Source organism: Streptomyces sp. GDS52, assembly GCF_052246875.1.
GTDB classification, from domain to species: domain Bacteria; phylum Actinomycetota; class Actinomycetes; order Streptomycetales; family Streptomycetaceae; genus Streptomyces; species Streptomyces cathayae.
Genome location: NZ_CM125966.1, coordinates 3,959,771 through 3,981,915, shown reverse-complemented (window position 1 = coordinate 3,981,915; position 22,145 = coordinate 3,959,771). Strand labels below are relative to the sequence as shown.

Annotated in this window: 21 protein-coding genes and 1 riboswitch; of the genes, 11 read left to right on the top strand and 10 right to left on the bottom strand. The window is 71.9% G+C overall.

What is annotated here, in order from left to right; genetic code table 11:
- Window positions 1-96: 96 nt before the first annotated feature.
- From groL to thrC, 4 genes are all read right to left on the bottom strand, one after another.
- Window positions 97-1,719, bottom strand: coding sequence for a chaperonin GroEL (groL, locus tag ACTWJ9_RS18230; protein WP_279335293.1), 1,623 nt, complete (start codon window positions 1,717-1,719; stop codon window positions 97-99).
- A gap of 372 nt (window positions 1,720-2,091) precedes the next feature.
- A complete protein-coding gene (locus tag ACTWJ9_RS18225; protein WP_004929928.1) occupies window positions 2,092-2,295 on the bottom strand; it encodes a cold-shock protein in 204 nt (67 codons plus the stop codon).
- Between the two features lie 430 nt (window positions 2,296-2,725).
- On the bottom strand, window positions 2,726-3,001 hold the full coding sequence (locus ACTWJ9_RS18220; RefSeq protein ID WP_388703308.1) for a ubiquitin-like small modifier protein 1: 276 nt from the start codon (window positions 2,999-3,001) through the stop codon (window positions 2,726-2,728).
- 175 nt (window positions 3,002-3,176) lie between these two features.
- The gene (gene thrC / locus ACTWJ9_RS18215; RefSeq protein ID WP_279335291.1) at window positions 3,177-4,481 is read right to left on the bottom strand and encodes a threonine synthase; all 1,305 of its coding nucleotides are present in this window, start codon (window positions 4,479-4,481) and stop codon (window positions 3,177-3,179) included.
- Between the two features lie 18 nt (window positions 4,482-4,499).
- Window positions 4,500-4,694: riboswitch (SAM riboswitch) on the bottom strand.
- A gap of 208 nt (window positions 4,695-4,902) precedes the next feature.
- Between thrC and ACTWJ9_RS18210 the strand changes: the two genes are divergently transcribed.
- The 3 genes from ACTWJ9_RS18210 (at window position 4,903) to otsB (ending at window position 8,374) form a co-directional block, all read left to right on the top strand.
- Window positions 4,903-5,886, top strand: a complete 984-nt coding sequence (locus ACTWJ9_RS18210; protein ID WP_443294435.1) for a glucosyl-3-phosphoglycerate synthase — start codon at window positions 4,903-4,905, stop codon at window positions 5,884-5,886.
- A gap of 92 nt (window positions 5,887-5,978) precedes the next feature.
- On the top strand, window positions 5,979-7,385 hold the full coding sequence (locus ACTWJ9_RS18205; protein ID WP_279335289.1) for an alpha,alpha-trehalose-phosphate synthase (UDP-forming): 1,407 nt from the start codon (window positions 5,979-5,981) through the stop codon (window positions 7,383-7,385).
- Window positions 7,386-7,468: 83 nt separating this feature from the next.
- Entirely contained in the window at window positions 7,469-8,374 is a 906-nt protein-coding gene (gene otsB / locus ACTWJ9_RS18200; protein WP_279335287.1) for a trehalose-phosphatase, read from the top strand.
- 383 nt (window positions 8,375-8,757) lie between these two features.
- Here the strand turns inward: otsB and ACTWJ9_RS18195 are convergent, their stop codons facing one another.
- Together ACTWJ9_RS18195 and ACTWJ9_RS18190 are read right to left on the bottom strand one after the other, a co-directional pair.
- On the bottom strand, window positions 8,758-8,991 hold the full coding sequence (locus tag ACTWJ9_RS18195) for a DUF3263 domain-containing protein (protein ID WP_279335286.1): 234 nt from the start codon (window positions 8,989-8,991) through the stop codon (window positions 8,758-8,760).
- A gap of 61 nt (window positions 8,992-9,052) precedes the next feature.
- Window positions 9,053-10,354: an extracellular solute-binding protein gene (locus ACTWJ9_RS18190; protein ID WP_443294434.1), complete on the bottom strand. Its 1,302-nt coding sequence runs from the start codon at window positions 10,352-10,354 to the stop codon at window positions 9,053-9,055.
- A gap of 137 nt (window positions 10,355-10,491) precedes the next feature.
- Here ACTWJ9_RS18190 and ACTWJ9_RS18185 point away from each other — a divergent pair, with 137 nt between their 5' ends.
- From ACTWJ9_RS18185 to ACTWJ9_RS18175, 3 genes are all read left to right on the top strand, one after another.
- Window positions 10,492-11,439: an ROK family protein gene (locus ACTWJ9_RS18185; RefSeq protein ID WP_387038165.1), complete on the top strand. Its 948-nt coding sequence runs from the start codon at window positions 10,492-10,494 to the stop codon at window positions 11,437-11,439.
- Window positions 11,439-12,611, top strand: a complete 1,173-nt coding sequence (gene nagA, locus ACTWJ9_RS18180) for an N-acetylglucosamine-6-phosphate deacetylase (protein ID WP_279335284.1) — start codon at window positions 11,439-11,441, stop codon at window positions 12,609-12,611. The genes ACTWJ9_RS18185 and nagA overlap by 1 nt, the downstream gene beginning before the upstream one ends.
- A gap of 183 nt (window positions 12,612-12,794) precedes the next feature.
- Window positions 12,795-13,724 carry a 1-phosphofructokinase family hexose kinase gene (locus ACTWJ9_RS18175; protein WP_279335283.1) on the top strand — a complete coding sequence of 310 codons (930 nt, stop codon included), beginning with the start codon at window positions 12,795-12,797 and terminating at the stop codon, window positions 13,722-13,724.
- Between the two features lie 93 nt (window positions 13,725-13,817).
- On the opposite strand, the gene ACTWJ9_RS18170 is transcribed toward ACTWJ9_RS18175, so the two are convergent.
- Complete coding sequence (locus ACTWJ9_RS18170; RefSeq protein WP_279335282.1) at window positions 13,818-14,759, bottom strand: CBM35 domain-containing protein; 942 nt, start codon at window positions 14,757-14,759, stop codon at window positions 13,818-13,820.
- 117 nt (window positions 14,760-14,876) lie between these two features.
- Window positions 14,877-16,577, bottom strand: coding sequence for a diguanylate cyclase CdgB (gene cdgB / locus ACTWJ9_RS18165; RefSeq protein WP_279335281.1), 1,701 nt, complete (start codon window positions 16,575-16,577; stop codon window positions 14,877-14,879).
- A gap of 460 nt (window positions 16,578-17,037) precedes the next feature.
- Here cdgB and ACTWJ9_RS18160 point away from each other — a divergent pair, with 460 nt between their 5' ends.
- The gene (locus ACTWJ9_RS18160) at window positions 17,038-17,529 is read left to right on the top strand and encodes a flavin reductase family protein (RefSeq protein ID WP_341483716.1); all 492 of its coding nucleotides are present in this window, start codon (window positions 17,038-17,040) and stop codon (window positions 17,527-17,529) included.
- A 71-nt stretch (window positions 17,530-17,600) separates the two neighbouring features.
- Window positions 17,601-18,074, top strand: coding sequence for a GNAT family N-acetyltransferase (locus tag ACTWJ9_RS18155; protein WP_279335279.1), 474 nt, complete (start codon window positions 17,601-17,603; stop codon window positions 18,072-18,074).
- Between the two features lie 37 nt (window positions 18,075-18,111).
- Here the strand turns inward: ACTWJ9_RS18155 and arfB are convergent, their stop codons facing one another.
- Window positions 18,112-18,549, bottom strand: coding sequence for an alternative ribosome rescue aminoacyl-tRNA hydrolase ArfB (gene arfB / locus ACTWJ9_RS18150; RefSeq protein WP_279335278.1), 438 nt, complete (start codon window positions 18,547-18,549; stop codon window positions 18,112-18,114).
- A 171-nt stretch (window positions 18,550-18,720) separates the two neighbouring features.
- On the opposite strand from arfB, the gene ACTWJ9_RS18145 reads away from it, so the two are divergent.
- A complete protein-coding gene (locus tag ACTWJ9_RS18145; RefSeq protein WP_279335277.1) occupies window positions 18,721-19,296 on the top strand; it encodes a TerD family protein in 576 nt (191 codons plus the stop codon).
- A 185-nt stretch (window positions 19,297-19,481) separates the two neighbouring features.
- A complete protein-coding gene (locus ACTWJ9_RS18140) occupies window positions 19,482-19,982 on the top strand; it encodes a hypothetical protein (RefSeq protein WP_279338011.1) in 501 nt (166 codons plus the stop codon).
- 52 nt (window positions 19,983-20,034) lie between these two features.
- On the opposite strand, the gene ACTWJ9_RS18135 is transcribed toward ACTWJ9_RS18140, so the two are convergent.
- Window positions 20,035-20,730 (bottom strand): pentapeptide repeat-containing protein, encoded by a 696-nt coding sequence (locus tag ACTWJ9_RS18135; RefSeq protein ID WP_279335276.1) that lies wholly within the window; start codon window positions 20,728-20,730, stop codon window positions 20,035-20,037.
- Window positions 20,731-20,940: 210 nt separating this feature from the next.
- On the opposite strand from ACTWJ9_RS18135, the gene ACTWJ9_RS18130 reads away from it, so the two are divergent.
- Entirely contained in the window at window positions 20,941-22,119 is a 1,179-nt protein-coding gene (locus ACTWJ9_RS18130; RefSeq protein WP_279335275.1) for an NAD(P)-binding protein, read from the top strand.
- The last annotated feature ends 26 nt before the right edge of the window (window positions 22,120-22,145 follow it).

Below are 22,145 nucleotides of genomic sequence, written 5' to 3'. Positions count from 1 at the left end.
AAACGCGGAAACGCCCGAGGGCGGCACTCCCTGCCGAAACAGGGGGTGCCGCCCTCGGTACTGACGGACCGGGTCCGAACCTGAGGTGAGTCAGGCTCAGAAGTCCATGTCACCGCCCGGCATGCCGCCCGGGGCGGCCGCGCCGGCCTTCTCCGGCTTGTCGGCGATGACGGCCTCGGTGGTGAGGAACAGCGCGGCGATCGACGCGGCGTTCTGCAGCGCGGAGCGCGTCACCTTGGCCGGGTCGATGATGCCTTCCTTGACCAGGTCGACGTAGTCGCCGGTCGCGGCGTTCAGGCCGTGACCCGGGGTCAGGTTGCGCACCTTCTCCACCACGACGCCGCCCTCGAGGCCGGCGTTGACGGCGATCTGCTTCAGCGGGGCCTCGAGCGCGAGCTTCACGGCGTTGGCGCCGGTCGCCTCGTCACCCTCGAGCTCCAGCTTCTCGAACACCTGGGAGGCCTGGAGCAGGGCCACGCCACCACCGGCGACGATGCCCTCCTCGACGGCCGCCTTCGCGTTGCGAACGGCGTCCTCGATGCGGTGCTTGCGCTCCTTGAGCTCGACCTCGGTGGCGGCACCGGCCTTGATGACCGCGACACCGCCGGCGAGCTTCGCCAGGCGCTCCTGCAGCTTCTCGCGGTCGTAGTCCGAGTCGCTGTTCTCGATCTCGGCGCGGATCTGGTTCACGCGACCCTGGACCTGCTCCGAGGAGCCGGCACCGTCGACGATGGTGGTCTCGTCCTTGGTGATGACGACCTTGCGGGCCTTGCCGAGCAGTTCGAGGCCGGTGTTCTCGAGCTTGAGGCCGACCTCCTCGGAGATGACCTCGCCGCCCGTGAGGATGGCGATGTCGTTCAGCATCGCCTTGCGGCGGTCGCCGAAGCCCGGGGCCTTGACCGCGACGGACTTGAAGGTGCCGCGGATCTTGTTGACGACCAGGGTCGACAGGGCCTCGCCCTCGACGTCCTCGGCGATGATCAGCAGCGGCTTGCCCGACTGCATGACCTTCTCCAGGAGCGGCAGCAGGTCCTTGACGTTGCCGATCTTGGAGTTGGCGATCAGGATGTACGGGTCGTCGAGCGACGCCTCCATACGCTCCATGTCGGTGGCGAAGTACGCCGAGATGTAGCCCTTGTCGAAGCGCATACCCTCGGTGAGCTCCAGCTCCAGACCGAAGGTCTGGGACTCCTCGACGGTGATGACGCCTTCCTTGCCGACCTTGTCCATGGCCTCGGCGATGAGCTCGCCGATCTGGGTGTCGGCGGCGGAGATGGAGGCCGTGGAGGCGATCTGCTCCTTGGTCTCGACGTCCTTCGCCTGCTCCAGCAGGGCACCGGAGACGGCCTCGACGGCCTTCTCGATACCGCGCTTGAGGGCCATCGGGTTGGCGCCGGCGGCTACGTTGCGCAGGCCCTCCTTGACCAGGGCCTGGGCGAGGACGGTCGCGGTGGTCGTACCGTCACCGGCGACGTCGTCCGTCTTCTTGGCGACTTCCTTGACCAGCTCGGCGCCGATCTTCTCGTACGGGTCCTCGAGCTCGATCTCCTTGGCGATGGACACACCGTCGTTGGTGATCGTGGGGGCGCCCCACTTCTTCTCGAGGACGACGTTGCGGCCCTTGGGGCCGAGCGTCACCTTGACGGCGTCCGCGAGCTGGTTCATGCCGCGCTCGAGGCCGCGTCGCGCCTCCTCGTCGAACGCGATGATCTTGGCCATGTGAAGTGGTCCCTCCAGGACTGGGGGTGATGACTCCTAGGACCGCGCCCGCGCCCGCGACGGACGGCTCACAGAACCGGCGGTTCCTTGCCCCACCGGCCTGCGGGCCTCACCGACCCGGTCCTTACGTTGTCACTCTCACCTTCAGAGTGCTAACGCCAATGATTAGCACTCGACCCATGCGAGTGCAAGCGCCCCCCGTGGATCGTGGGGAAGAGTCAGCCGCACGCGAACAGCGCGGGCGGCGCGGAGCCGGCCGCGCGCGAACGCCCCCGGGCGCCGGTCACCACCCGGGTCCCGGCATGACGAAGGGTCCGCACCCTGGGGGTGCGGACCCTTCGTCGGCAGGAAATTCTTGCGGTGGTAGCGCGTTCAGGCGCTGAGACGGACCATGTCGGCCTGCGGGCCCTTCTGGCCCTGCGAGATCTCGAACTCGACCCGCTGGCCTTCTTCGAGGGTGCGGTAGCCGTCCATCTGGATCGCGCTGTAGTGGACGAAAACATCCGCACCACCGTCGACCGCGATGAAGCCGTACCCCTTCTCCGCGTTGAACCACTTGACGGTGCCCTGAGCCATGCCTAACTCCCCTATTACTGGCCCTTGCACAGATCCACACTTCGCGGATCCGGGTCAGACCTCACCCCCCAACGACTGGGGGCGTGCGCCGGAACGCGTCGACCGCGGCCGAATGTATCCGTCCAACTGCCCTCTGCAACAGGTCAATCGGACGAGAAATCTGGACGCCGCCAGTCCGGAATGTAACGGGAATTCACCTGATTTCAGGGCAAGTCAGGTGGGGCAAAGCCCGCAAATGCCGCAGAAGCGAACCGGATTTTGGCTGCATCCAGTCGGGTGTGCGGCAGGAATTGGCGGTTCCAGAACAGGGAGCCGGGACCGCGTTCCCCAACCCTACCGCGCTCAACCCCATGGAATTGCCCCCTCCGCTTCTCTCACGGAGGGGGCGACACGGTAAACCCTCGGTCACATCGGTTACCGAGGGTAATGATCAGCCGCCGGCGACGGCCGGGATGATCGACACACCGGCACCGTCCGGGGTCACCGTCTCCAGGCCCTGCTCGAAGCGGACGTCGTCGTCGTTGACGTAGACGTTGACGAAACGGCGCAGCTTGCCCTGGTCGTCCAGGACCCGGGCGGAGATCCCGGTGTGGCTCTTCTCCAGGTCGGCGATGACGTCGCCGAGGGTCGCCCCCTCGGCGCTCACCTCGGCCTTGCCGCCGGTGTAGGTGCGCAGGATGGTGGGGATGCGAACGGTCACGCTCATGCGGATCGACCTCCAGTGACGAGGGGAATACTCTGCGTGTCGGCCGCCGGGTCGGCGGTGTCGGCCGGTGAAGCCGGTGCGGGACCCCGGCCCGGGTGCGCCCCGGGGACGGTCGGCCGTGCGGCGCGATGCCCCACGGGCGACCGTCGGTCTCCTCGGGACTCCGAGGAGGAGGTCAGGCGAGGCCGGCCTCTCGGAACGACTCGAGGCTGGGGCGGATGGTCGCGGTCAGGCCGGTGTCGGCCACCGCGTCCAGGGTCTTGAGGCCGTCGCCGGTGTTGAGGACGACGGTGGTCAGGGACGGGTCCAGGAGGCCGTTCTCGATCAGCTTCTTCGTCACGCCGACGGTCACACCGCCCGCGGTCTCGGCGAAGATGCCCTCGGTCCGGGCGAGCAGCCGGATGGCCTCCACGACCTGCTCGTCCGTCACGTCCTCCACCGCGCCGCCGGTGCGGCGCGCGATGTCCAGGACGTACGGACCGTCGGCCGGGTTGCCGATGGCGAGCGACTTGGCGATGGTCTTCGGCTTCTGCGGCCGGACGACGTCGTGGCCCGCCTTGTACGCGGTCGACACCGGCGAGCAGCCCTCGGCCTGCGCACCGAAGATCTTGTACGGCCTGTCCTCGACGAGGCCGAGCCGGATCAGCTCCTGCAGCCCCTTGTCGATCTTCGTGAGCTGCGAGCCGGAGGCGATGGGGACGACGAGCTGGTCGGGCAGCCGCCAGCCGAGCTGCTCGCAGATCTCGTACGCGAGGGTCTTGGAGCCCTCGGCGTAGTACGGCCGCAGGTTGACGTTGACGAAGCCCCAGCCCTCGCCCGCCGGGTCGCCGATCAGCTCGGAGCAGAAGCGGTTCACGTCGTCGTAGTTGCCCTCGATGCCGACGAGTTCACCGCCGTAGACGGCGGCCATGACGACCTTGCCCTGCTCCAGGTCGTGCGGGATGAACACGCAGGAGCGCAGGCCGGCGCGGGCGGCGGCGGCGCCGACGGCACCGGCGAGGTTGCCCGTGGAGGAGCAGGACAGGGTGGTGAAGCCGAAGGCGCGGGCGGCCTCCAGGGCCTGGGCGACGACCCGGTCCTTGAAGGAGTGGGTCGGGTTGCCGGAGTCGTCCTTCACGAACAGGCCGCCGGTGACGCCGAGTTCACGGGCGAGGCGGTCGGCCTGGACGAGCTGGGTCCAGCCGGGGTTGATGTTCGGCTTGGTCGCCACGTCGGCGGGGACGGGCAGCAGCGGCGCGTAGCGCCAGATGTTCGCGGGGCCCGCCTCGATGCTCCGGCGGAGTTCCTCGGTGTCGTAGGCCGAGAAGTCGTAGGCGATCTCCAGCGGACCGAAACACTCCTCGCACGCGAAGAGCGGGCCGAGGGGGACGCGGTGGCCGCATTCGCGGCAGGACAGCGCGGCGGCGGGGCCGAGATCGACGGAGGGCGCAGCGGATTCAGCGACGGAGTCGGTGGTGCTTGCGACGGTCTGCACAGCCATGTGAGGCGAGGCCCTTTCTCCTCATCTTCCTCACGACGTGTTTCGTCGTGAGACGGACTTGGCACCTTCCCTAGCCGGGAGCCTCGCGTGGACGATCAGCGATCAGCGTGCGGTGTTCCGCTGTGATCGTCGATCGACGGTGATCCACGAGAACCGGCTGGAGGGTTGCCGGGGCTTCATCGGGCCGTATCCCTCTGCCCCTCTGGATGAGCTGTATTCGGTTGTGTGTCATGCGGTGACGCGGTCGTGCGCCGCGGACGCAAGGGGGGTCGAGACCCCCGGTGTGCAAGGGGCGCCCGCGTTGTTCAAGACTGTAACCGACGGCTCGGACGGTGGAGAGTGCGCGTCCGAACCGCGAGATGGATCAACGGGTGCCAGGTGTATGGATCACAGAGGTCACAGAGGTGAGGAGCCACAGACCGTGCTGGAAGAAGTCGAGCGCTGGCTGGCCGACCGCTCCTGGTCCGTGGCCGACCGCCCGCTGCACCGCGTCCTGGCCGCGAAGCGCGCCACGGGCCGGACGGTGAGCGTGGTACTGCCCGCGCTCAACGAGGAGGCGACGGTCGGTGACATCGTCGGGGTCGTCCGGCGCGAGCTGATGCTCCGGGTCCCGCTGGTCGACGAGGTCGTGGTCGTGGACTCCGGCTCGTCCGACCACACGTCCGAGGTGGCCGCGGCGGCGGGCGCGACGGTGGTGCACCGGGACACGATCCTGCCCCGCCTCCCCGCCGTGCCCGGCAAGGGCGAGGTGCTGTGGCGCTCCCTGCTCGTCACCCGGGGGGACATCGTCTGCTTCGTCGACGCGGACCTCAGGGAGTTCTCCGCCGACTTCGTCTCCGGCATCGTCGGCCCGCTGCTCACCGAGCCGGACGTCCACCTGGTGAAGGCGATGTACGACCGCCCCCTCACGGTGTCCGACGGAGACACGGCCGGTACCGCCGGCACCGCCGGTACGGCCGGTCAGGGCGGCAGGGTCACGGAGCTGATGGCACGCCCGCTGCTCAACATGCACTGGCCGCAGCTGGCCGGCTTCGTCCAGCCGCTCGGCGGCGAGTACGCGGCCCGGCGCTCGCTCCTGGAGCGGCTGCCCTTCCCCGTCGGCTACGGCGTGGAGCTGGGCATGCTGGTCGACGCCCTGCACCTGGTGGGCCTGGACGCCCTCGCCCAGGTCGACGTCGGCGTCCGCAGGCACCGTCATCAGGACGGCCAGGCCCTCGGCCGCATGGCCGCCGCGATCTACCGCACCGCCCAGCTCCGCCTGGCCCGCGGGCACCTGATCCGCCCCGCGCTCACCCAGTTCGAACGGATCGGCGCCGGCTTCGAGCCCCGTACCCACTCGGTGGACACCGAGGAACGGCCCCCGATGACGGAGATCGCCGAGTACCGGTCCCGCCGGGTGGCCTGAGCACGACGGGCACGCCCCGGCCGGAACGCCCGGGCCGTATACGGCTGATCCGTTACGTTTGAGCGTTTCGGAGGCGGGCTAGGTTCAGGCGTATGGCTTCCATGCAAGGTGCCCGGGTGCTGGTCGCGTCGAATCGCGGCCCCGTTTCGTACACGGTGGAGGAGGACGGTTCGCTGCGGACCGGACGCGGTGGCGGCGGACTGGTGTCCGGGCTGTCGGCGATCGGGCCGGACGCGGGGTCGCTGTGGGTGTGCTCGGCGCTGTCCGACGGCGACCGCGAGGCCGTGCGGCGCGGGGTCGGCGAGGACGGCGTGCGGATGCTGGACATCCCGGCGGACGTGCACGCCGACGCGTACAACGGCATCGCCAACTCGGTGCTGTGGTTCGTGCACCACATGCTGTACCAGACACCGGTGGAGCCCGTCTTCGACGCGGAGTTCCGGCGGCAGTGGGCCTCCTACGAGGCCTACAACCGGGCCTTCGCCGAGGCGCTGGCCGAGGAGGCGGCGCAGAGGGCCGCGGTGTTGGTGCAGGACTACCACCTGACGCTGGTCCCGGGGCTGCTCCGGGAGCTCCGCCCCGACCTGCACATCGGCCACTTCTCGCACACACCGTGGGCGCCGCCGGAGTACTTCGGGATGCTGCCCGACGACATCGCCGGGCAGGTGCTGCGCGGGATGCTGGGCGCGGACCGGCTCGGTTTCCTCACCCACCGCTGGGCGGACGCGTTCACCGCGTGCTGCGAGCGGTTCGTGGGCGGGCTCGGCGACACCCGGATCGGTGTGCACGGGCTGGGCGCCGACGCGGACTTCCTGCGCGGGCGCGCGCGGGAGGCGGACGTCGAGGAGCGGCTCCTCACGCTGCGCGAGGAGATCGGCACGGCCCCCGACGGCACCGCGCGGCGGACGGTCGTCCGGGTCGACCGGACCGAACTGTCGAAGAACATCGTGCGCGGTCTGCTGGCGTACCGGCAGCTCCTCGAGGACCGCCCCGAGTGGCGCGAACGGGTGGTGCACCTCGCCTTCGCCTATCCGTCCCGGCAGGACCTCGCCGTGTACCGCGAGTACACCGCCGAGGTGCGGCGGGTCGCCGAGGAGATCAACGAGCGGTACGGGACGCCCGGCTGGCGTCCGGTCGTGCTGCACGTCAGGGACGACTTCGCGCGCTCGCTGGCCGCGTACCGGCTGGCCGACGTGGCGCTGGTCAACCCCATCCGGGACGGGATGAACCTGGTCGCCAAGGAGATCCCGATCCTCGCCGAGGGGGGCTGCGCGCTGGTGCTGTCCCGGGAGGCGGGCGCGCACGAGGAGCTGGGCGAGGACGCGATCACCGTCAATCCGTACGACGTGGTCGCCACGGCGCGCGCCCTGCACGAGGCCCTCACGACGGGCCCGGCGGAGCGGACCGAAGGCGCCAAGCGCCTGACCGCGGCGGCGACCGCGCTGCCACCGCAGAAGTGGTTCCTGGACCAGCTGAACGCCCTCCGCGAGGAGTCGTAGGCCGGGCGGGTCCCCGAGGGGATCTGTCCTGTACGGCCGGTCGGGGTGGCGTGCCGCGGGGAGGGCATGGATAGGTTGGCGGTATGGGCAGTCATACGGATTCCACGGACCCGCATGCCACACACGCGGACACCGCCGGCCCGAGCGCCGCGGAGCCCCTGCCGACGCCCGCCACGCGGGCCGGGCGGGAGGGGCTCGACGCGTTGCTCGCGCGGCCGGGGAAGGCGCTGATCGGTCTCGACTTCGACGGCACGCTCTCGCCGATCGTGCCCGACCCGGAGCAGGCCCGCGCCCACCCGGAGGCGGTGCCCGCGCTCACCGCGCTCGCCCCGGGGGTGGCCTCCGTGGCGGTGATCACGGGCCGGCCGCCCGAGGTCGCGGTGCGCAACGGCGGCTTCGCGGGCGTCCCCGGTCTGGAGCACCTCGTCGTCCTCGGCCACTACGGCGCCGAACGCTGGGACGCCGCCACCGGCGACATCACCGCGCCCGCCCCGCACCCCGGTGTCGCCGGGGTGCGCGCGGAACTGCCGGGGCTGCTCGACCGGGCCGGTGCCGGCGAGGGGGTCCGGATCGAGGAGAAGGGCCGTGCGGTGGCCGTCCACACCCGCAGGGCCGCCGACCCCCGGGGCGCGTTCGAGGCGCTGCGCGGGCCGCTGGCCGAGCTGGCGGCCCGGCACGGCCTGGTCGTGGAGCCGGGCCGCATGGTCCTGGAGCTGCGTCCGCCGGGAATGGACAAGGGTGTGGCCCTGCTGGAGCACGCCCGTGAGATCGGCGCCGGGTCCGTCCTCTACGCGGGGGACGACCTGGGTGACCTTCCCGCGTACGCCGCCGTCGAGGAGCTCCGCTCCGAGGGCGTCCCCGGCCTGCTGGTGTGCAGCGGCAGCGACGAGGTCCCCGAGCTGAGGGAACGCGCGGACCTGGTGGTCGACGGCCCCGCCGGAGTCGTACGCCTGCTCCGGGCCCTGGCATCGTCCCTGCACCCCGCCTGACCCGGCCCTGCCCCCACGAACGCGTCTCCCCGGACCTCCGGCCCCGGGTCCGGCGTATTGGCCCCGGGCTCGTTCGAGTCCGGGGCCAGCGCCTCGGCCCCGAACTCGTCCGAACCCGGCTCCCAGCACCCCGGGCCCGCCGGGCGGGCCCGCTTCTGCGTCCCGGTGCCGCTCCGGTGTCCCGGCGCGCGAGTGTGCCCGCCGCCGGCTGCTCGGGCTCTCGGGTTCGCGAACGCCTCCGGGCGCGGCTCCCGGCATCCCGGCCCGCCCGGCGGGCGGGCGCGCCTCCGCGTCCCGCCTCCCGGTGCGCCCCGGCGCCCCCGGCCGGTCCGCCCCGCCCGGTCCGCCGCCGGGATCGGCTCCGGTGCCCCGGGCGGCCGCGGTCAGCGTTGCGTGCGGCGGGACTCGCGGACGCGTCTGAGCCGGTTCACCGTGACCGGGTCGTGGGCCAGGGCGCGGGGGTCGTCGAGCAGGGCGTTGAGGAGCTGGTAGTAGCGCACCGGGGCCAGGCCCAGCTCCTCGCGTATCGCCCGTTCCTTCACGCCGGGGCCGAGGAAGCCGCGGCGCTCCAGCGCGATGATGTCCTGCTCGCGCCGGGCCAGCCGTTCCTCATCCATGCCCCGACGGTAGCCCCCGCCACTGACATCGGGTCACCGGCGGCGGGGGTCACGGGGAGTCCTAGTGCGAGCTCTCCGCGCGCGTCGCGGTCGCCTGGAGGCCGCCCAGCACGCCCTTGGGGCTGCCGCCCGGGGCGACCGCCTTGCCGATCTGCTGCTTGACGGCCACGTTGACCGCGGCCCAGGAGGTGTTGCCGACCGGGTAGAGCTCCGAGGTGGCCAGCTCGCCGAGGAAGGGCTTGAGGTCCTTGTCCTGCTCGGCCCCGTCCATCGTCCGGGACGCGGAGGTGGTGACCGGCAGCAGGTTGTGGTTGCGGGAGAAGTCGAGCACGTTCTTCTCGCTGTAGACGAAGTCGAGGAACTCGCCGATCTCGTCGTCGTGGCCGTTCTTGTTGAAGGCCATCATCCAGTCGGCGACCCCGAGCGTGGCCCGGCTCTCGCCGTCGATCCCCGGCGTCGGCACGGTGCCGAACTCCACGCCCTTCTTCCCGGCCGTCTCGATCAGCGAGGGGTGGCCGTTCAGCATGCCGACGTCGCCGTCGGCGAAGGCGGCGAACGCCTCGGCACGGTCGAGCTTTCCGGGCGCCACCGGGCCGGTCAGGCCCTTGCCGACCAGTTCGTCCTTCAGCCAGGTGACGGTCGCGGTGTTCTCCGCGGAGTCGAAGCCGTAGGAGCCCAGGGAGTCGACGTAGCCGCCGTTGCCGCTGAGCAGCCACTGCATGGTCTCGGCCTGCGCCTCCTCCGGGCCGAGGGGCAGCGCGTAGGGGTACTTCACGCCCTCCGCCTTGAGCGCCGCGGCGTTCGCGGCGAGGTCGTCCCAGGTCTTCGGCGGGGTGAGGCCGGCCTTCTCGAACAGGGTCTTGTTGTAGAACAGCACGCGCGTGGAGGCGGCGAACGGCATGCCGTACTGCACTCCGTTGACCTGGCCCGCGTTGGCCAACTGCGAGACGAAGTCGGCCTGGACGGGGATGGAGAGCACGTCGTCGGCCTTGTGGAGCAGGCCCTGGGCGGCGTAGTCGGCGTAGGCGCCGATCTGGGCCATGTCCGGCGGGTCGCCCGCGTCGACCATCTTCTTGACCTCGCGGTCGACGTCGTTCCAGGAGTGGACGCTGACGTCGATCTTCACGCCCGGGTGCTCGGTCTCGTACCGCTCCGTCAGCGCGGCCCAGTACTTCTCGGAGCTGTCGGCCCCGCCGGTGCCGTAGTCGGCGGCGACCAGTCTCAGCGTCACGTCGGAGGAGCCCTTGCCGGCACCGCATCCGCCGAGGACTCCCGTCAGTCCCAGTGCGGACACCACCGCGATCGTCCTTGCCAAGCCCCGACGCTGCACTGCTTCCTGCCCCAACCCGGCGCTCTGCGCCATCCGTTCGAAGGTTTTCCGGTAGTCCGATATTCGGAATAAGGTCTACACCACGTAAGTGGACTAGACCTCTTGCGGGTCCCGGGGCCACACTGTTCCACGTGAAACACGTCATCGCCCTCGATGTGGGCGGCACCGGGATGAAGGCCGCCCTGGTCGGAGCGGACGGCGAGCTGCTGCACCAGGCCCGCCGCGCCACCGGCCGGGACCGCGGCCCGGACGCGGTCGTCGCCGGCATCCTCGGCTTCGCCGCCGAACTCCGCGCCCATGGCGTCGAGCGCTACGGCGAGCCCGCCTCCGCCGCCGGCCTCGCCGTCCCCGGCATCGTCGACGAGACGGAGGGCGTCGCCGTCTACTCCGCCAACCTCGGCTGGCGCGACGTCCCGCTGCGCGCCCTGCTCGCCCAGCGGCTCGGCGGCCTCCCCGTCGCCCTCGGCCACGACGTCCGCACCGGCGGGCTCGCCGAGGGCCGCGTCGGGGCGGGCCGGGGCGCCGACCGGTTCCTGTTCGTCCCGCTGGGCACCGGCATCGCGGGCGCCATCGGCATCGACGGCCGGGTGGAGGCGGGCGCGCACGGCTTCGCCGGAGAGATCGGCCACATCGTCGTACGGCCCGGGGGCGCCCCCTGCCCGTGCGGTCAGCGCGGCTGCCTGGAGCGGTTCGCGTCCGCGGCGGCGGTCGGCGAGGCCTGGGCGGCGGCCTGCGGCGACCCGGGCGCGGACGCGGCCGACTGCGCCCAGGCCGTGGAGTCCGGCGACGTACGGGCCCGGGAGGTCTGGCAGGAGGCCGTCGACGCCCTCGCCGACGGGCTGGTCACCGCGCTCACCCTGCTGGACCCGCGCACCCTGATCATCGGTGGCGGGCTGGCCGAGGCAGGGGAAACCCTGTTCGCACCCCTGCGGGAGGCGGTCCGGCGGCGGGTCACCTTCCAGAAACCGCCGTCCCTGGTCCCGGCCGTCCTCGGGGACACCGCCGGATGCCGGGGCGCGGGGCTCCTCGCCTGGGACCTCCTCGAGGCCACCGCTGCCACCACCCCTGACACCGCCCCCACCGCCCCCTCGGACGACTCCTCGGAGGTAACCGCCTGATGGCCCCCACGAAGGTTCTCACCGGTGCCCGGGTGGTACTGCCCACCGGGACCGTGGACGACGGCCGCGTGACCGTCGACGGCACGCGCATCACCGCCACGGCCCCCGCGAACGCCCCCTCCGACACTCCTGAAAGCGCCGCCGAGACGCTCGACCTGACCGGTCACTGGCTGGTCCCCGGCTTCGTCGACCTCCACAACCACGGCGGCGGCGGCGCGTCCTTCACCTCCGGAACGGTCGACGACGTCCTCAAGGGCATCCACACCCACCGCCTGCACGGCACCACCACCCTGGTCGCCTCGACCGTCACCGGCGACCTGGACTTCCTCGCCCGGCGCGCGGGCCTGCTGGCGGAACTGGCCGAGCAGGGCGACATCGCCGGCGTCCACTTCGAGGGGCCGTTCATCTCACCGTGCCGCAAGGGCGCGCACTCCGAGGAACTGCTGCGCGACCCCGACCCGGCGGAGGTCCGCAAGCTGATCGACGCGGCGCACGGCCACGCGAGGATGGTCACCCTCGCCACCGAACTGCCCGGCGGCCTCGACTCCGTACGCCTGCTGGCCGAGCACGGCGTGATCGCGGCCGTCGGCCACACCGACGCGACGTACGAGCAGACCGTGGCGGCCATCGACGCGGGCGCCACGGTCGCCACCCACCTGTTCAACGCGATGCCGGCGCTCGGCCACCGCGCCCCCGGCCCGGTCACCGCCCTCCTGGAGGACGAGCGGGTCACGGTCGAGCTGATCAACGACGGTACGCATCTGCACCCGGCCGCCCTCCGGCTGGCGTTCCGTCACGCGGGCCCCGGGCGGGTGGCGTTCATCACGGACGCGATGGACGCGGCCGGTTTCGGCGACGGCCGCTACATGCTCGGCCCGCTGGAGGTGGACGTCGAGGACGGCGTGGCCCGCCTGGTGGAGGGCGGCTCCATCGCGGGCTCGACGCTCACCCTGGACCGTGCGCTCAAGCGTGCGGTGACCGTCGACGGGCTGCCCGTCGAGCACGCGGTGGCGGCCCTGTCCGCCAATCCGGCCCGGCTGCTGGGCATGGACGACCGGATCGGCTCCCTGGAACCCGGCAAGGACGCCGACCTGGTGGTCCTCGACGCGGAGTTCACCCTCAGGGGCGTGATGCGCCGGGGTGAGTGGGTGGTCGATCCCCGACGGGGCTGATCCGTCCGCCGGTCAGGAGCCGTCCGCCGGTCAGGAGCTGGTGGCCGGTCAGAGTCGGTGGCCGGTCTCAGGGGTGGGCCGACCGCCGTCTGTTTGGCATGATCAGGACCCCGGTGTTCCGGAACCCCGGAACGCACAGCAGACGGCGAACGCCAGACGTAGCCAAGGGGGGAGGTCGGCCCGGTGATCCTCACGGTCACGCTGAACACCGCTCTCGACATCACCTACCGCGTACCGGCCCTGCGCCCGCACGCCTCCCACCGGGTCACCGAGGTGATCGAACGCCCCGGCGGCAAAGGCGTCAACGTGGCCCGGGTGCTCGCCGCCCTCGGCCACGAGGTGACGGTCACCGGCTTCGCGGGCGGCCTCACCGGACGGCTCCTGCGGGACCGGCTCACCCCCGTGCCGGGCCTGGTGGACGCGCTGGTCCCGGTGTCCGGCCCGACCCGGCGCACCGTCGCCGTGGTCGACGAACGCTCCGGCGCCACCACCCAGCTCAACGAGCCCGGCCCCACCGTCTCCGCCGCCGAGTGGAACGCCTTCCAGGAGGTCTACGAGGACCTGCTGGCCGGTGTCTCGGCGGTGGCCCTGTGCGGCAGCCTGCCCCCGGGCGTCCCGGTCGGCGCCTACGCCGGGCTGATCCGCACCGCCCGCGCCGCCAAAGTCCCCGTCCTCCTCGACACCAGCGGCGCGGCCCTGCGCCGCGGGGTCGCGGGCCGCCCCGACATCCTCAAGCCCAACGCCGACGAACTGGCCGAACTCACCGGCTCCCACGAGCCCTCGCGCGCCACCCGGGACGCCCGCCGCCGCGGCGCCGGCGCGGTGGTCGCCTCCCTCGGCCCGCAGGGGCTGCTCGCGGTGACCCCGGAGGGCCACTGGCACGCGGCTCCACCGGCCGCCCTGCACGGCAACCCGACCGGCGCCGGCGACTCGGCCGTCGCGGGCCTGCTCTCGGGCCTGGTCACCGGACTGCCCTGGCCGGACCGCCTCGCCCGCGCGGTCGCGCTGTCGGCGGCGACGGTCCTGGCACCGTCCGCGGGCGAGTTCGACCGGGGGACCTACGAGGAACTGCTCGGACGGGTGGCGATCACAGAGGAGGCCGGCGCGGCCTGAGCCATGCCGGGCGAAGCGGCGGCGCCACCCTTTTCGACGTTCTCGACCACGAGCCGGCCACCGTCGTTTCCTGTGGTCGGCTGCTTCCTGCGGTCAGCTCGGCGGTTCCTCCGTCAGCCAGAACTGGTCGAGGATGGCGTTGCACTGGTTGCCCTCGTTGCACGCGAGCTCGATGGTGTTCGTGCCGTCGGCCAGGTTCACGTTGGACCAGGTGTCCTTCCAGCCCTTTTCCCAGTCGCCCTTGGGTGTTCCGCCGAAGTTCCTCATGTCCATCGGCCGGGTCGAGGCCTTGCCGTTGACCACCACGGTCGCGTTGGTGTCCTCACCCGGCGTGGCGTAGCCCACGTAGAACCGGTAGGTGCCTTCCTTGATGCCGTTGACGGTCCAGGTGACCTTCGCGCCCACCTTGTCGAAGCCCGCCACATAGACGCCGCCGTCGGCCTTCGCGCCCTTGATGTCCGAGGCCGTGGCCGTTCCCCCGTCCAGGCGGAGCGTCTTCGCGTCGCTGCTCGGCAGTTCGGCCGCTTCCTCCTCCTTCTCGTCGCCGCTGCTGCTCGCCGACGGGCTCGGCTCGGAGCTTTCCTGGGACTGGGTCGGGGACGCGTCCGCCTGGTTGTCGCCCTTGTCGTCCTTGTCGTCGCCGCTGAGCATGGCCACGCTGATGCCGATGACCACCGCGGCGACCACCGCGACGGCGCCGATGAGCAGGCCCTTGGTGTTCGGGCCGCGGCCCCGGCCGCCGCCGCCGTGCGAGGACTGGTGCGACTGGGTCGTGGCGGCACCGCCCGGCAGCGTCTCCGGTGCCGCGTAGTGCGCGGCCGGCTGGCCGTAGGTGCCCTGCTGCGGCGGTGCCTGCGGAGCGGGGGCCTGCTGGCCGTACTGGCGGGTCCCGACCGGCCGCACCCGGTTGACCGAGTTCGGATAGCCGTAGCCCCCGGACGGCGGTTGGGCTCCGTTGGCCTGCCCGTCGGCGTAGAGGTAGCCGAACGGGTCGTCGTCCTCGGGCGTGCTCGCGCCGTTGTTGCCGGGCGTCATCCCTTGGTGCTCCTAGGTGCGGGTCGGTTGCGGTACGAGTGGTGAGAAAGGCGAGCCTACCCCCACCCGATGACCCGATCGGGTGACTCTCGCCGCATCAACTCACTGATCTGCGGTTCATCCCGCGCGCCGGTGCTGTTTGGGACGAGATCGTTTCTCGACGTACATCCGCTCGTCAGCGGATTTCAACACCTCGTCCGCGGTCATGCCGCAGTGTGCCCATCCGATGCCGAAACTGGCGCCCACCCGCACGGCCCGCCCCTCGGCCCGGATGGGCTGGATGATCTCGTTGCGCAGCCGTACGGCGAGGTCCTGGGCGTCGGCCCGGCCGAGCCCGTTGGCGAGGATCACGAACTCGTCGCCGCCGAGCCGGGCCACGGTGTCGCCGTCCCGGACACCGGCGCTGAGCCGGCGGGCGACCTCGATGAGGACCGCGTCACCCGCGTTGTGCCCGAACCGGTCGTTGATCGACTTGAAACCGTCGAGGTCGCAGAAGAGCACGGCGAGACCCTTGGCACCGTCGTCGCGGCCCTCGTCGGGGGCGACGGCGTGCACATGGTGGTCGTAGCCCTCGAACGTCTCGGCCTCGGGCGGGAAGTCGAAGTCGTGGCCCCGGTCGAAGGCGGGCGGGCCGTGGGCGGCGTCCTGGGAGTCGAAGGGCTCGAAGGACTCGAAGGCGGCCAGGGAGTCGGCCACGGCGGCGGGCAGTACGCCCTGCGGGCGCTGCCGGCACAGGCGGGCGGAGAGCCGGGCACGCAGCTCGGCGGAGTTCGGCAGACCGGTGAGGGAGTCGTGGGAGGCGCGGTGGGCGAGGTGCAGCTCGCGGCGCTTGCGCTCCTCGATGTCCTCGACGTGGGTGAGCAGGAAGCGCGGCCCGTCGGCGGCGTCGGCGACGACGGAGTTGCGCAGGGACACCCAGAGGTAGGTGCCGTCCCTGCGGGCCAGCCGCAGTTCGGCGCGGCCGCCCTCGGCGGAGGTCCGCAGCAGCGTGCCGATGTCCTCGGGGTGCACGAGGTCGGAGAAGGAGTAGCGGCGCATCGCGGAGGCGGGGCGGCCGAGCAGTCGGCACAGCGCGTCGTTGGTGCGCAGGATGCGGCCGTGCTGGTCGCCGCCCAGCTCCGCGACGGCCATGCCGGAAGGGGCGTACTCGAAGGCCTGCCGGAAGCTTTCCTCACTGGCACGCAGGGCCTGCTGCTCGCGCTCCAGGCGGACCAGGGCGCGCTGCATGTTGGAGCGCAGCCGGGCGTTGCTGATCGCGATGGCGGCCTGGAAGGCGTACATCTGGAGCGCTTCGCGGCCCCAGGCGCCGGGCAGCCGGCCGTTGCGCGGGCGGTCCACGGAGAGCACGCCGATCAGCTCGCCGCAGGTCTCGCCGCCCTGCGGGCCGGGCGCGTACATCGGGGCGAAGAGCCGGTCGGAGGGGTGCCACTCGTCCTCGAAGCGGGGGGCGGGGCCGTCGGTGTACCACTGGGGGACGTCGTCGTCGTCGAGGACCCAGCCCTCGGTGTGCGGTATGAAGATCAGGTCGCCCCAGGCCTCGCCCATGGAGAGACGGCGCTCCCAGGAGTCGCGTGAGCCGACCCGGCCGGTGATGAGGGCCTCGGCGGCGGCGTTGCCCGAGAAGGCGGCCACGACCAGGTTGTTGTCGGGGCGTACGAGGTTGACGCAGGCCAGTTCGTAGCCGAGGGCGTCGACGGCGCCGTCGGCGACGGTCTGCAGGGTGTCGGCCAGACTGCGGGCCGAGTTCATGGCGGCCATGGCCTGGTGGAGTTGCCGCAGGGAGGCAAGACGGACGTAGGGCTCAGAATCGGTCTCCATGCTCACCCTCCCCCCGGGACCTCGCGGCGGATCAAGCGATCTCATCGACGTATCGTCCTGGCAGTATCCCCGCCACTGAATCACAGCGCGCTGCCCACCCGGTACACAGGGTCAACAATTACCACCCCTTGTGACTCAAGTCACAACCAAACGTGAACAATTGAGAGGCCTTTCCGGGGTTTCCCCGCGAATTCACCGAAGGTGCCGAGTGTGCATTTCACACCTTTTCCGCAGGGTTTCCCCGCTCGCCCCGCAGGTGGCCCGTACTCCGCTCCGCCTCTGGTCCTAGGTCCCTCCTCGGGCCGGGGCCCGATGCGGTGCGCACGGAGCGGAGATTAGCGTTTCCGGTGTGCCGAACACTTCCGTACCCCCCTCGCCCCCGCCGCCCCCGCCCGCGCCCGCCGCTCCGCCTGCCACCCGGCATGCTGAGGGGGTGAGCAACGACGAGTTCCGTGCCGCCATGTCCCGCCTGGCCGCCGGTGTGGTCCTGGTGACCGCGCAGGAGCCGCCGCTGGACCCGGACGACCCGCGGGCGCCGGCCGGCGAGGACGTGGGCATGACGGCGACGGCGTTCCTGTCGGTCTCCCTGGACCCGCCCCTGGTACTGGTCAGCCTGCGCGAGGGCTCCCGCATGGACGACCTGCTCGACGAGCAGCCGCTGTGGTCGGTCTCCGTGCTGTCCGAGAGCCAGCGGCACATCGCGGGCCGCTTCTCGATGAAGGGCCGGATCAGCGACCGCCTCCTCTTCGCCGACATCCCGTACATACGGGGCGAGCACAGCGGGGCCCCGCTGGTGGGCGGTGCCCTCGCGACCCTGGAGTGCCGCACCGAGCAGCGGGTGCCCGCCGGCGACCACACCCTGGTGATCGGCCGCGTCCTCACGGCGCACCTGCCCAGCGCCGACGGCGGCCCCCTGACCTACTTCCGAGGCCGCTACCGCCACCTGGCCTGAACGCGCCCCGGGCGCTTTCCGGACCGGAAACCCCTTCCACCGAAAGGCGATCGGGCACCTACCCTGCCCAGGTGACGAAGACCACAGGCCTCCGCCTCGAAGAGATCACCCCGAAAAACTTCGACGCCGCCCTCGGCGTACGCGTCCGCCCCGACCAGGAGTTCGCGGTCGCCCCGGTCGTGAAGTCCCTCGCCGAGGCGTACGTCCACTCCGGCTCCGCCTGGCCCCGCCTGATCATGGACGGTGACCGCGCGGTCGGCTTCCTGATGGCCTTCCTCGACGCCGACTGGCACGAGGACGGTGGCAGCGTCGTCCGTTCGGGCCTGTGGCGGCTGAACATCGCCGCCGGGGAACAGGGCAAGGGCTACGGCCGCTTCGCCGTGGAGTCGGTGGCCGCGGAGATCCGCGCCCGGGGCGGCAAGCAGTTCCACGTCACCTGGCACCCCGGCGAGCACGGCCCGGAGGGCTTCTACCTCGGCCTGGGCTTCCGTAAGAACGGGGAGGTCGTCGAGGGCGAGACGGTCGGGGTACTGGACCTGGCCTGACGGCCGGCGGTCCCGGCCCCGGTCCTCCTTCCGCGGATCACCCCCAGTCCCGCGCGGAGCGCCCCCGTTTCGTCTCCGAGCGCTGCTTCTTCTCCCGCAGCCGGCGTTCGTTGATGCCGCGTGGGATGCGGGTCGGCTTGCGGGGCCTGGGCGGGGGCGCGGTGGCCTCGGCGAGGAGCGCGGCGAGGCGCACGGCGGCGGCCTCGCGGTTGCGCCACTGGGAGCGGTGCTCGGAGGCCCGGACGGTGACGACGCCACCGGACAGCCGCCCCGCCAGCCGCTCCAGCGCCCGCTGCTTCCACACCTCGGGCAGCGCGTCGGTGGCGGCGAGGTCGAAGCGGAGCTCCACCTGCGAGTCACTGGTGTTCACATGCTGCCCGCCCGGCCCCGAGGACCTGGAGAAACGCCACATCAGCTCGGCCTCGGGCAGCGAGACGGAGCCACGGATGACATAGGGACCGGACATGCCGTACATGTTCCCGCCTCTGACCGGTCCACGTCACCCGGTTATCCCGGTTATCCCGGTCACCCCCGTCATCCCGGTAAAGAAAGCAAAGCGGCCTGGAACCTCGCGCCCCCCTCTCGCGTTCAAGGGGGTAGCTGTAGCTTCGTAGCCGTACGTACACGAGGGAAGGGACTCCCAACAATGGCTGTAAGCCTGTCCAAGGGTGGCAACGTCTCGCTCACCAAGGAGGCTCCGGGCCTGACCGCCGTCACCGTGGGCCTCGGCTGGGACGTCCGCACCACCACCGGCACGGACTTCGACCTCGATGCCTCCGCGATCGCGGTCAACCCGGGGGGCAAGGTCTACTCCGACGGCCACTTCGTCTTCTTCAACAACAAGCAGACGCCGGACAACACCATCGTCCACACCGGCGACAACCGCACCGGTGAGGGCGCCGGCGACGACGAGGCCATCAACGTCAACCTCGCCGCCCTGCCGGCCGACATCGACAAGATCGTCTTCCCGGTCTCGATCTACGACGCCGAGAACCGCTCGCAGAACTTCGGACAGGTGCGCAACGCCTACATCCGCATCGTCAACCAGGCCGGCGGCGCCGAGATCGCCCGCTACGACCTGTCGGAGGACGCGGCCACCGAGACCGCCATGGTCTTCGGCGAGCTGTACCGCAACGGCGCCGAGTGGAAGTTCCGCGCCGTCGGCCAGGGCTACGCGTCGGGCCTGACGGGCATCGCCCAGGACTTCGGCGTGAACGTCTGACGGACGCCCCGCAGCCCTCTCGGAGCCCCCGGCCGCCCGGCACTTCGCGCACCGCACCACGGCATCGCGAAGCACACCGGCCGGGGGCCCCGGCACGTCCTGGGCGGGGGCACCGGCATACGGGCCGCCCCCCACCCGGGGACCGTCGGGTGGGGCACCGCGTCCGTCGTGACACCATCACCTCCGTGCTCGACATCGGCTACGCCCTCTCCAACCGCTTCCCCGACCCCCCGCAGACCGACTACCGCCGCGTGGACGTCCACGCCCTGCGCCACGACCTCTTCTGCGGCGACGTCTACCTCGCCGACACCGAGGCGGACCGGGAACTGTCCACAGCCTGGGGATGGGTGCCGGTGCTCGACTTCGCATGGGCGCTGTGCGACATCGTGGAACGGATCGACCGGGATCCGGCGGGCTCCCGCGCCTCCCGCCCCCAGTGGGCGGAGCTGGACTTCACCGAGTCCACCGACCGGCTGCTCTTCGAGCGCCGCTTCGGATGGGTGGACATCGAGGCCGAGTGGCTTCCGGCCTCGGAACCGCCCCTGACGTTCTCCCACACCGAACTCCGCCGTGAGGCCCGCGACTTCCTGCACGACCTGCTCGCCGACCTGACCGACCTGCACGAGGACCTCGGCGAGAACCCGGCCGTCTGGACCCTCCAGGCCCGCTACCCCCGCCTGGATTGACCCGCCGCGCTCCCTCCGGCCCTTCCCTGCCGGCCCTGCTGGTCCTGTCGGCTCAGCCCTCCACCCGGATCCCCAGCTCCCCCGCCAGCACCGGCGCCAGATCCAGCAGCTGCCCCGTACTGATCACCGCCCCCGCCAGCCTGTCCACCCCCCGGGCGATCTCCAGCGAAGCGGCACCGCGCAGATCGACGTCCGTCAGGGTGGCCCCGCTGAGATCGACGTCCTTCAGCGCGCAGTCCACGAACTCCACCCGCTCCAGCCTCGCCCCGCCGAAGTCCGGCTCGACCAGGACACAGCCCTCGAAGACGACGTCCCTGAGCCGCGCGGACCGCAGGTTCAGGAAGTCGATCTTCCCGCCGCGGACCAGGACCCGCTCCAGCACCGCCCCGTGCAGCTGTGTCCCCCCGAGCCGCGCGTCCGTCAGCTCGACGTCGCGCAGGGTCGCCCCGGCGAGGTCCGTGCCCACACCCCGCACCTCGGCGAGGACGGAGTCCAGCACCCTGGCCCGGGGCAGCCGGGTCTCGTCCAGCGCGCACCCCGTCACCGCGCAGTCCATGAACCGCGCCCCCGCGCCGTCCTGCCCCGAGAGGTCCAGCTCCCGGAACTCCAGCCCGTCGTAGTCCCCGTCCGGCTCCAGCCCGCCCTCCTCGTACCTCTCCAGCACCGGCAGCCGCAGCTCCGGCCGCCGCGTGCCCTTCACCCCCGCACCGCGCACCGCCCCCGCACCGCCCACCGCTCTCCTCACCATGCGCCCATCCTGCACCCCACCACTGACAATCCCCCCGACCTGCGAGAACCCCGCACATGTCACATCCCGGAGCCCCGAACCGTCGTAGCCGCGAACCGCCCACTCCGCCCGATCCCTCCGACCCCCGTTCCCTCCGCTCCACCCCGACCCCTCCGATCCTCCGATCCTCCGATCCAGCAGGCGCCACCCCGACCGAGGGAGATCTCAGCCATGCACCGCATCACCGTCATCGGCGGCGGCTTCGCCGGACTGACCGCGGCCATCACCGCCGCCGAGGCCGGGGCCGAAGTCACCCTCCACGAGGCCCACCACACCCTCGGCGGCCGGGCCCGCACAGCAGACGGTCCCTACCGCACCAACGAGGGCCCGCACGCCCTCTACAGCGGCGGCCCGCACTGGCCCTGGCTCCGGCAACGCGGCCTCATCGGCCCCCTCGCTCCCCTCCCGCCCCTGGAAGCCACCCGCTTCCGCCTCCGCCACCGGGGCGCACTGCGCCGTACCCCGCCCCTCGCCATGCTGAAGCTGCTGCGCCGCGGCAACGCCCGTGCCCCCGTCGACACCGACTTCCTCACCTGGGCGACCGGCATCACGGGCGAGGAAGGCGCACGGGCCGCCGCCCACTACTCCGCAGTCGCCCTCTTCCACCACGACCCCGGCTCGCTGTCCGCCGCCTATGTGCAGGAACGCCTGCGCCGCGCCACCGCACTGCCCCCCGAGGCCCACTACCCGCGCGGCGGCTGGGGCGGCCTCATCGACCGGATGGCCGCCCACGCCCGGAACCTGGGCGTCCGCGTGGAGACCCTGTCCCGCGTCGACACCCTCCCCACCGACACCCCTGTCGTCGTCGCCACCTCCCTGGACGCCGCCCGCCGGCTCCTCGGCGACCCCACCCTGACCTGGCCGAGCGGCCGCACCGTCCTCGTCGACCTCGCCCTGCGCACCCGGCGCGGCGACGCGTTCGTCGTGTCCGACCTGGACGCGACCGGCTGGCTGGAACGGTTCACCGCCCAGGACCGCACCCTCGCCCCGGCCGGAGAACAGCTCATCCAGGGTCAGATCCCCATCGCCCCGCACGAGTCCAAGTCCCACGGGACCGCCCGCGCCGAAGAACTCCTGGACCTCGCCTTCGACGGCTGGCGGGAGCGCGTCACCTGGCGGCGGGAGGCGGTCGCGGCCGGACGCACCGGCGCCGTCGACCTGCCGGGCACCAGCTGGCGCGACCGGCCCGCCGTCGACCGCGGCCACGGCGTCCACCTCGCCGGCGACCAGGTCGCCGCCCCCGGCGTGCTCTCCGAGGTCTCCTTCACCAGCGCCCTCACCGCCGTCTCCCTCGCCCTGCGCCTGGACCTGGACCTGGGCCCCCACAAGCTTGACCTCAAGCGGGCTTGAGGTTGAACAGTGGGGGCGCTGTCGAA

Bases quoted from the DNA above. Each gene is read 5' to 3' on its own strand.
- ACTWJ9_RS18135 (WP_279335276.1), bottom strand. From the start codon at position 20,730: ATGGTGAGGAGAGCGGTGGGCGGTGCGGGGGCGGTGCGCGGTGCGGGG.
- ACTWJ9_RS18130 (WP_279335275.1), top strand. From the start codon at position 20,941: ATGCACCGCATCACCGTCATCGGCGGCGGCTTCGCCGGACTGACCGCG.
- ACTWJ9_RS18185 (WP_387038165.1), top strand. From the start codon at position 10,492: ATGAAGGCCGCCCTGGTCGGAGCGGACGGCGAGCTGCTGCACCAGGCC.
- ACTWJ9_RS18195 (WP_279335286.1), bottom strand. From the start codon at position 8,991: ATGGATGAGGAACGGCTGGCCCGGCGCGAGCAGGACATCATCGCGCTG.
- otsB (WP_279335287.1), top strand. From the start codon at position 7,469: ATGGGCAGTCATACGGATTCCACGGACCCGCATGCCACACACGCGGAC.
- ACTWJ9_RS18190 (WP_443294434.1), bottom strand. From the start codon at position 10,354: ATGGCGCAGAGCGCCGGGTTGGGGCAGGAAGCAGTGCAGCGTCGGGGC.
- ACTWJ9_RS18225 (WP_004929928.1), bottom strand. From the start codon at position 2,295: ATGGCTCAGGGCACCGTCAAGTGGTTCAACGCGGAGAAGGGGTACGGC.
- ACTWJ9_RS18160 (WP_341483716.1), top strand. From the start codon at position 17,038: ATGTCCCGCCTGGCCGCCGGTGTGGTCCTGGTGACCGCGCAGGAGCCG.
- cdgB (WP_279335281.1), bottom strand. From the start codon at position 16,577: ATGGAGACCGATTCTGAGCCCTACGTCCGTCTTGCCTCCCTGCGGCAA.
- ACTWJ9_RS18220 (WP_388703308.1), bottom strand. From the start codon at position 3,001: ATGAGCGTGACCGTTCGCATCCCCACCATCCTGCGCACCTACACCGGC.
- ACTWJ9_RS18205 (WP_279335289.1), top strand. From the start codon at position 5,979: ATGGCTTCCATGCAAGGTGCCCGGGTGCTGGTCGCGTCGAATCGCGGC.
- ACTWJ9_RS18145 (WP_279335277.1), top strand. From the start codon at position 18,721: ATGGCTGTAAGCCTGTCCAAGGGTGGCAACGTCTCGCTCACCAAGGAG.
- ACTWJ9_RS18170 (WP_279335282.1), bottom strand. From the start codon at position 14,759: ATGACGCCCGGCAACAACGGCGCGAGCACGCCCGAGGACGACGACCCG.
- groL (WP_279335293.1), bottom strand. From the start codon at position 1,719: ATGGCCAAGATCATCGCGTTCGACGAGGAGGCGCGACGCGGCCTCGAG.
- nagA (WP_279335284.1), top strand. From the start codon at position 11,439: ATGGCCCCCACGAAGGTTCTCACCGGTGCCCGGGTGGTACTGCCCACC.
- thrC (WP_279335291.1), bottom strand. From the start codon at position 4,481: ATGGCTGTGCAGACCGTCGCAAGCACCACCGACTCCGTCGCTGAATCC.
- arfB (WP_279335278.1), bottom strand. From the start codon at position 18,549: ATGTACGGCATGTCCGGTCCCTATGTCATCCGTGGCTCCGTCTCGCTG.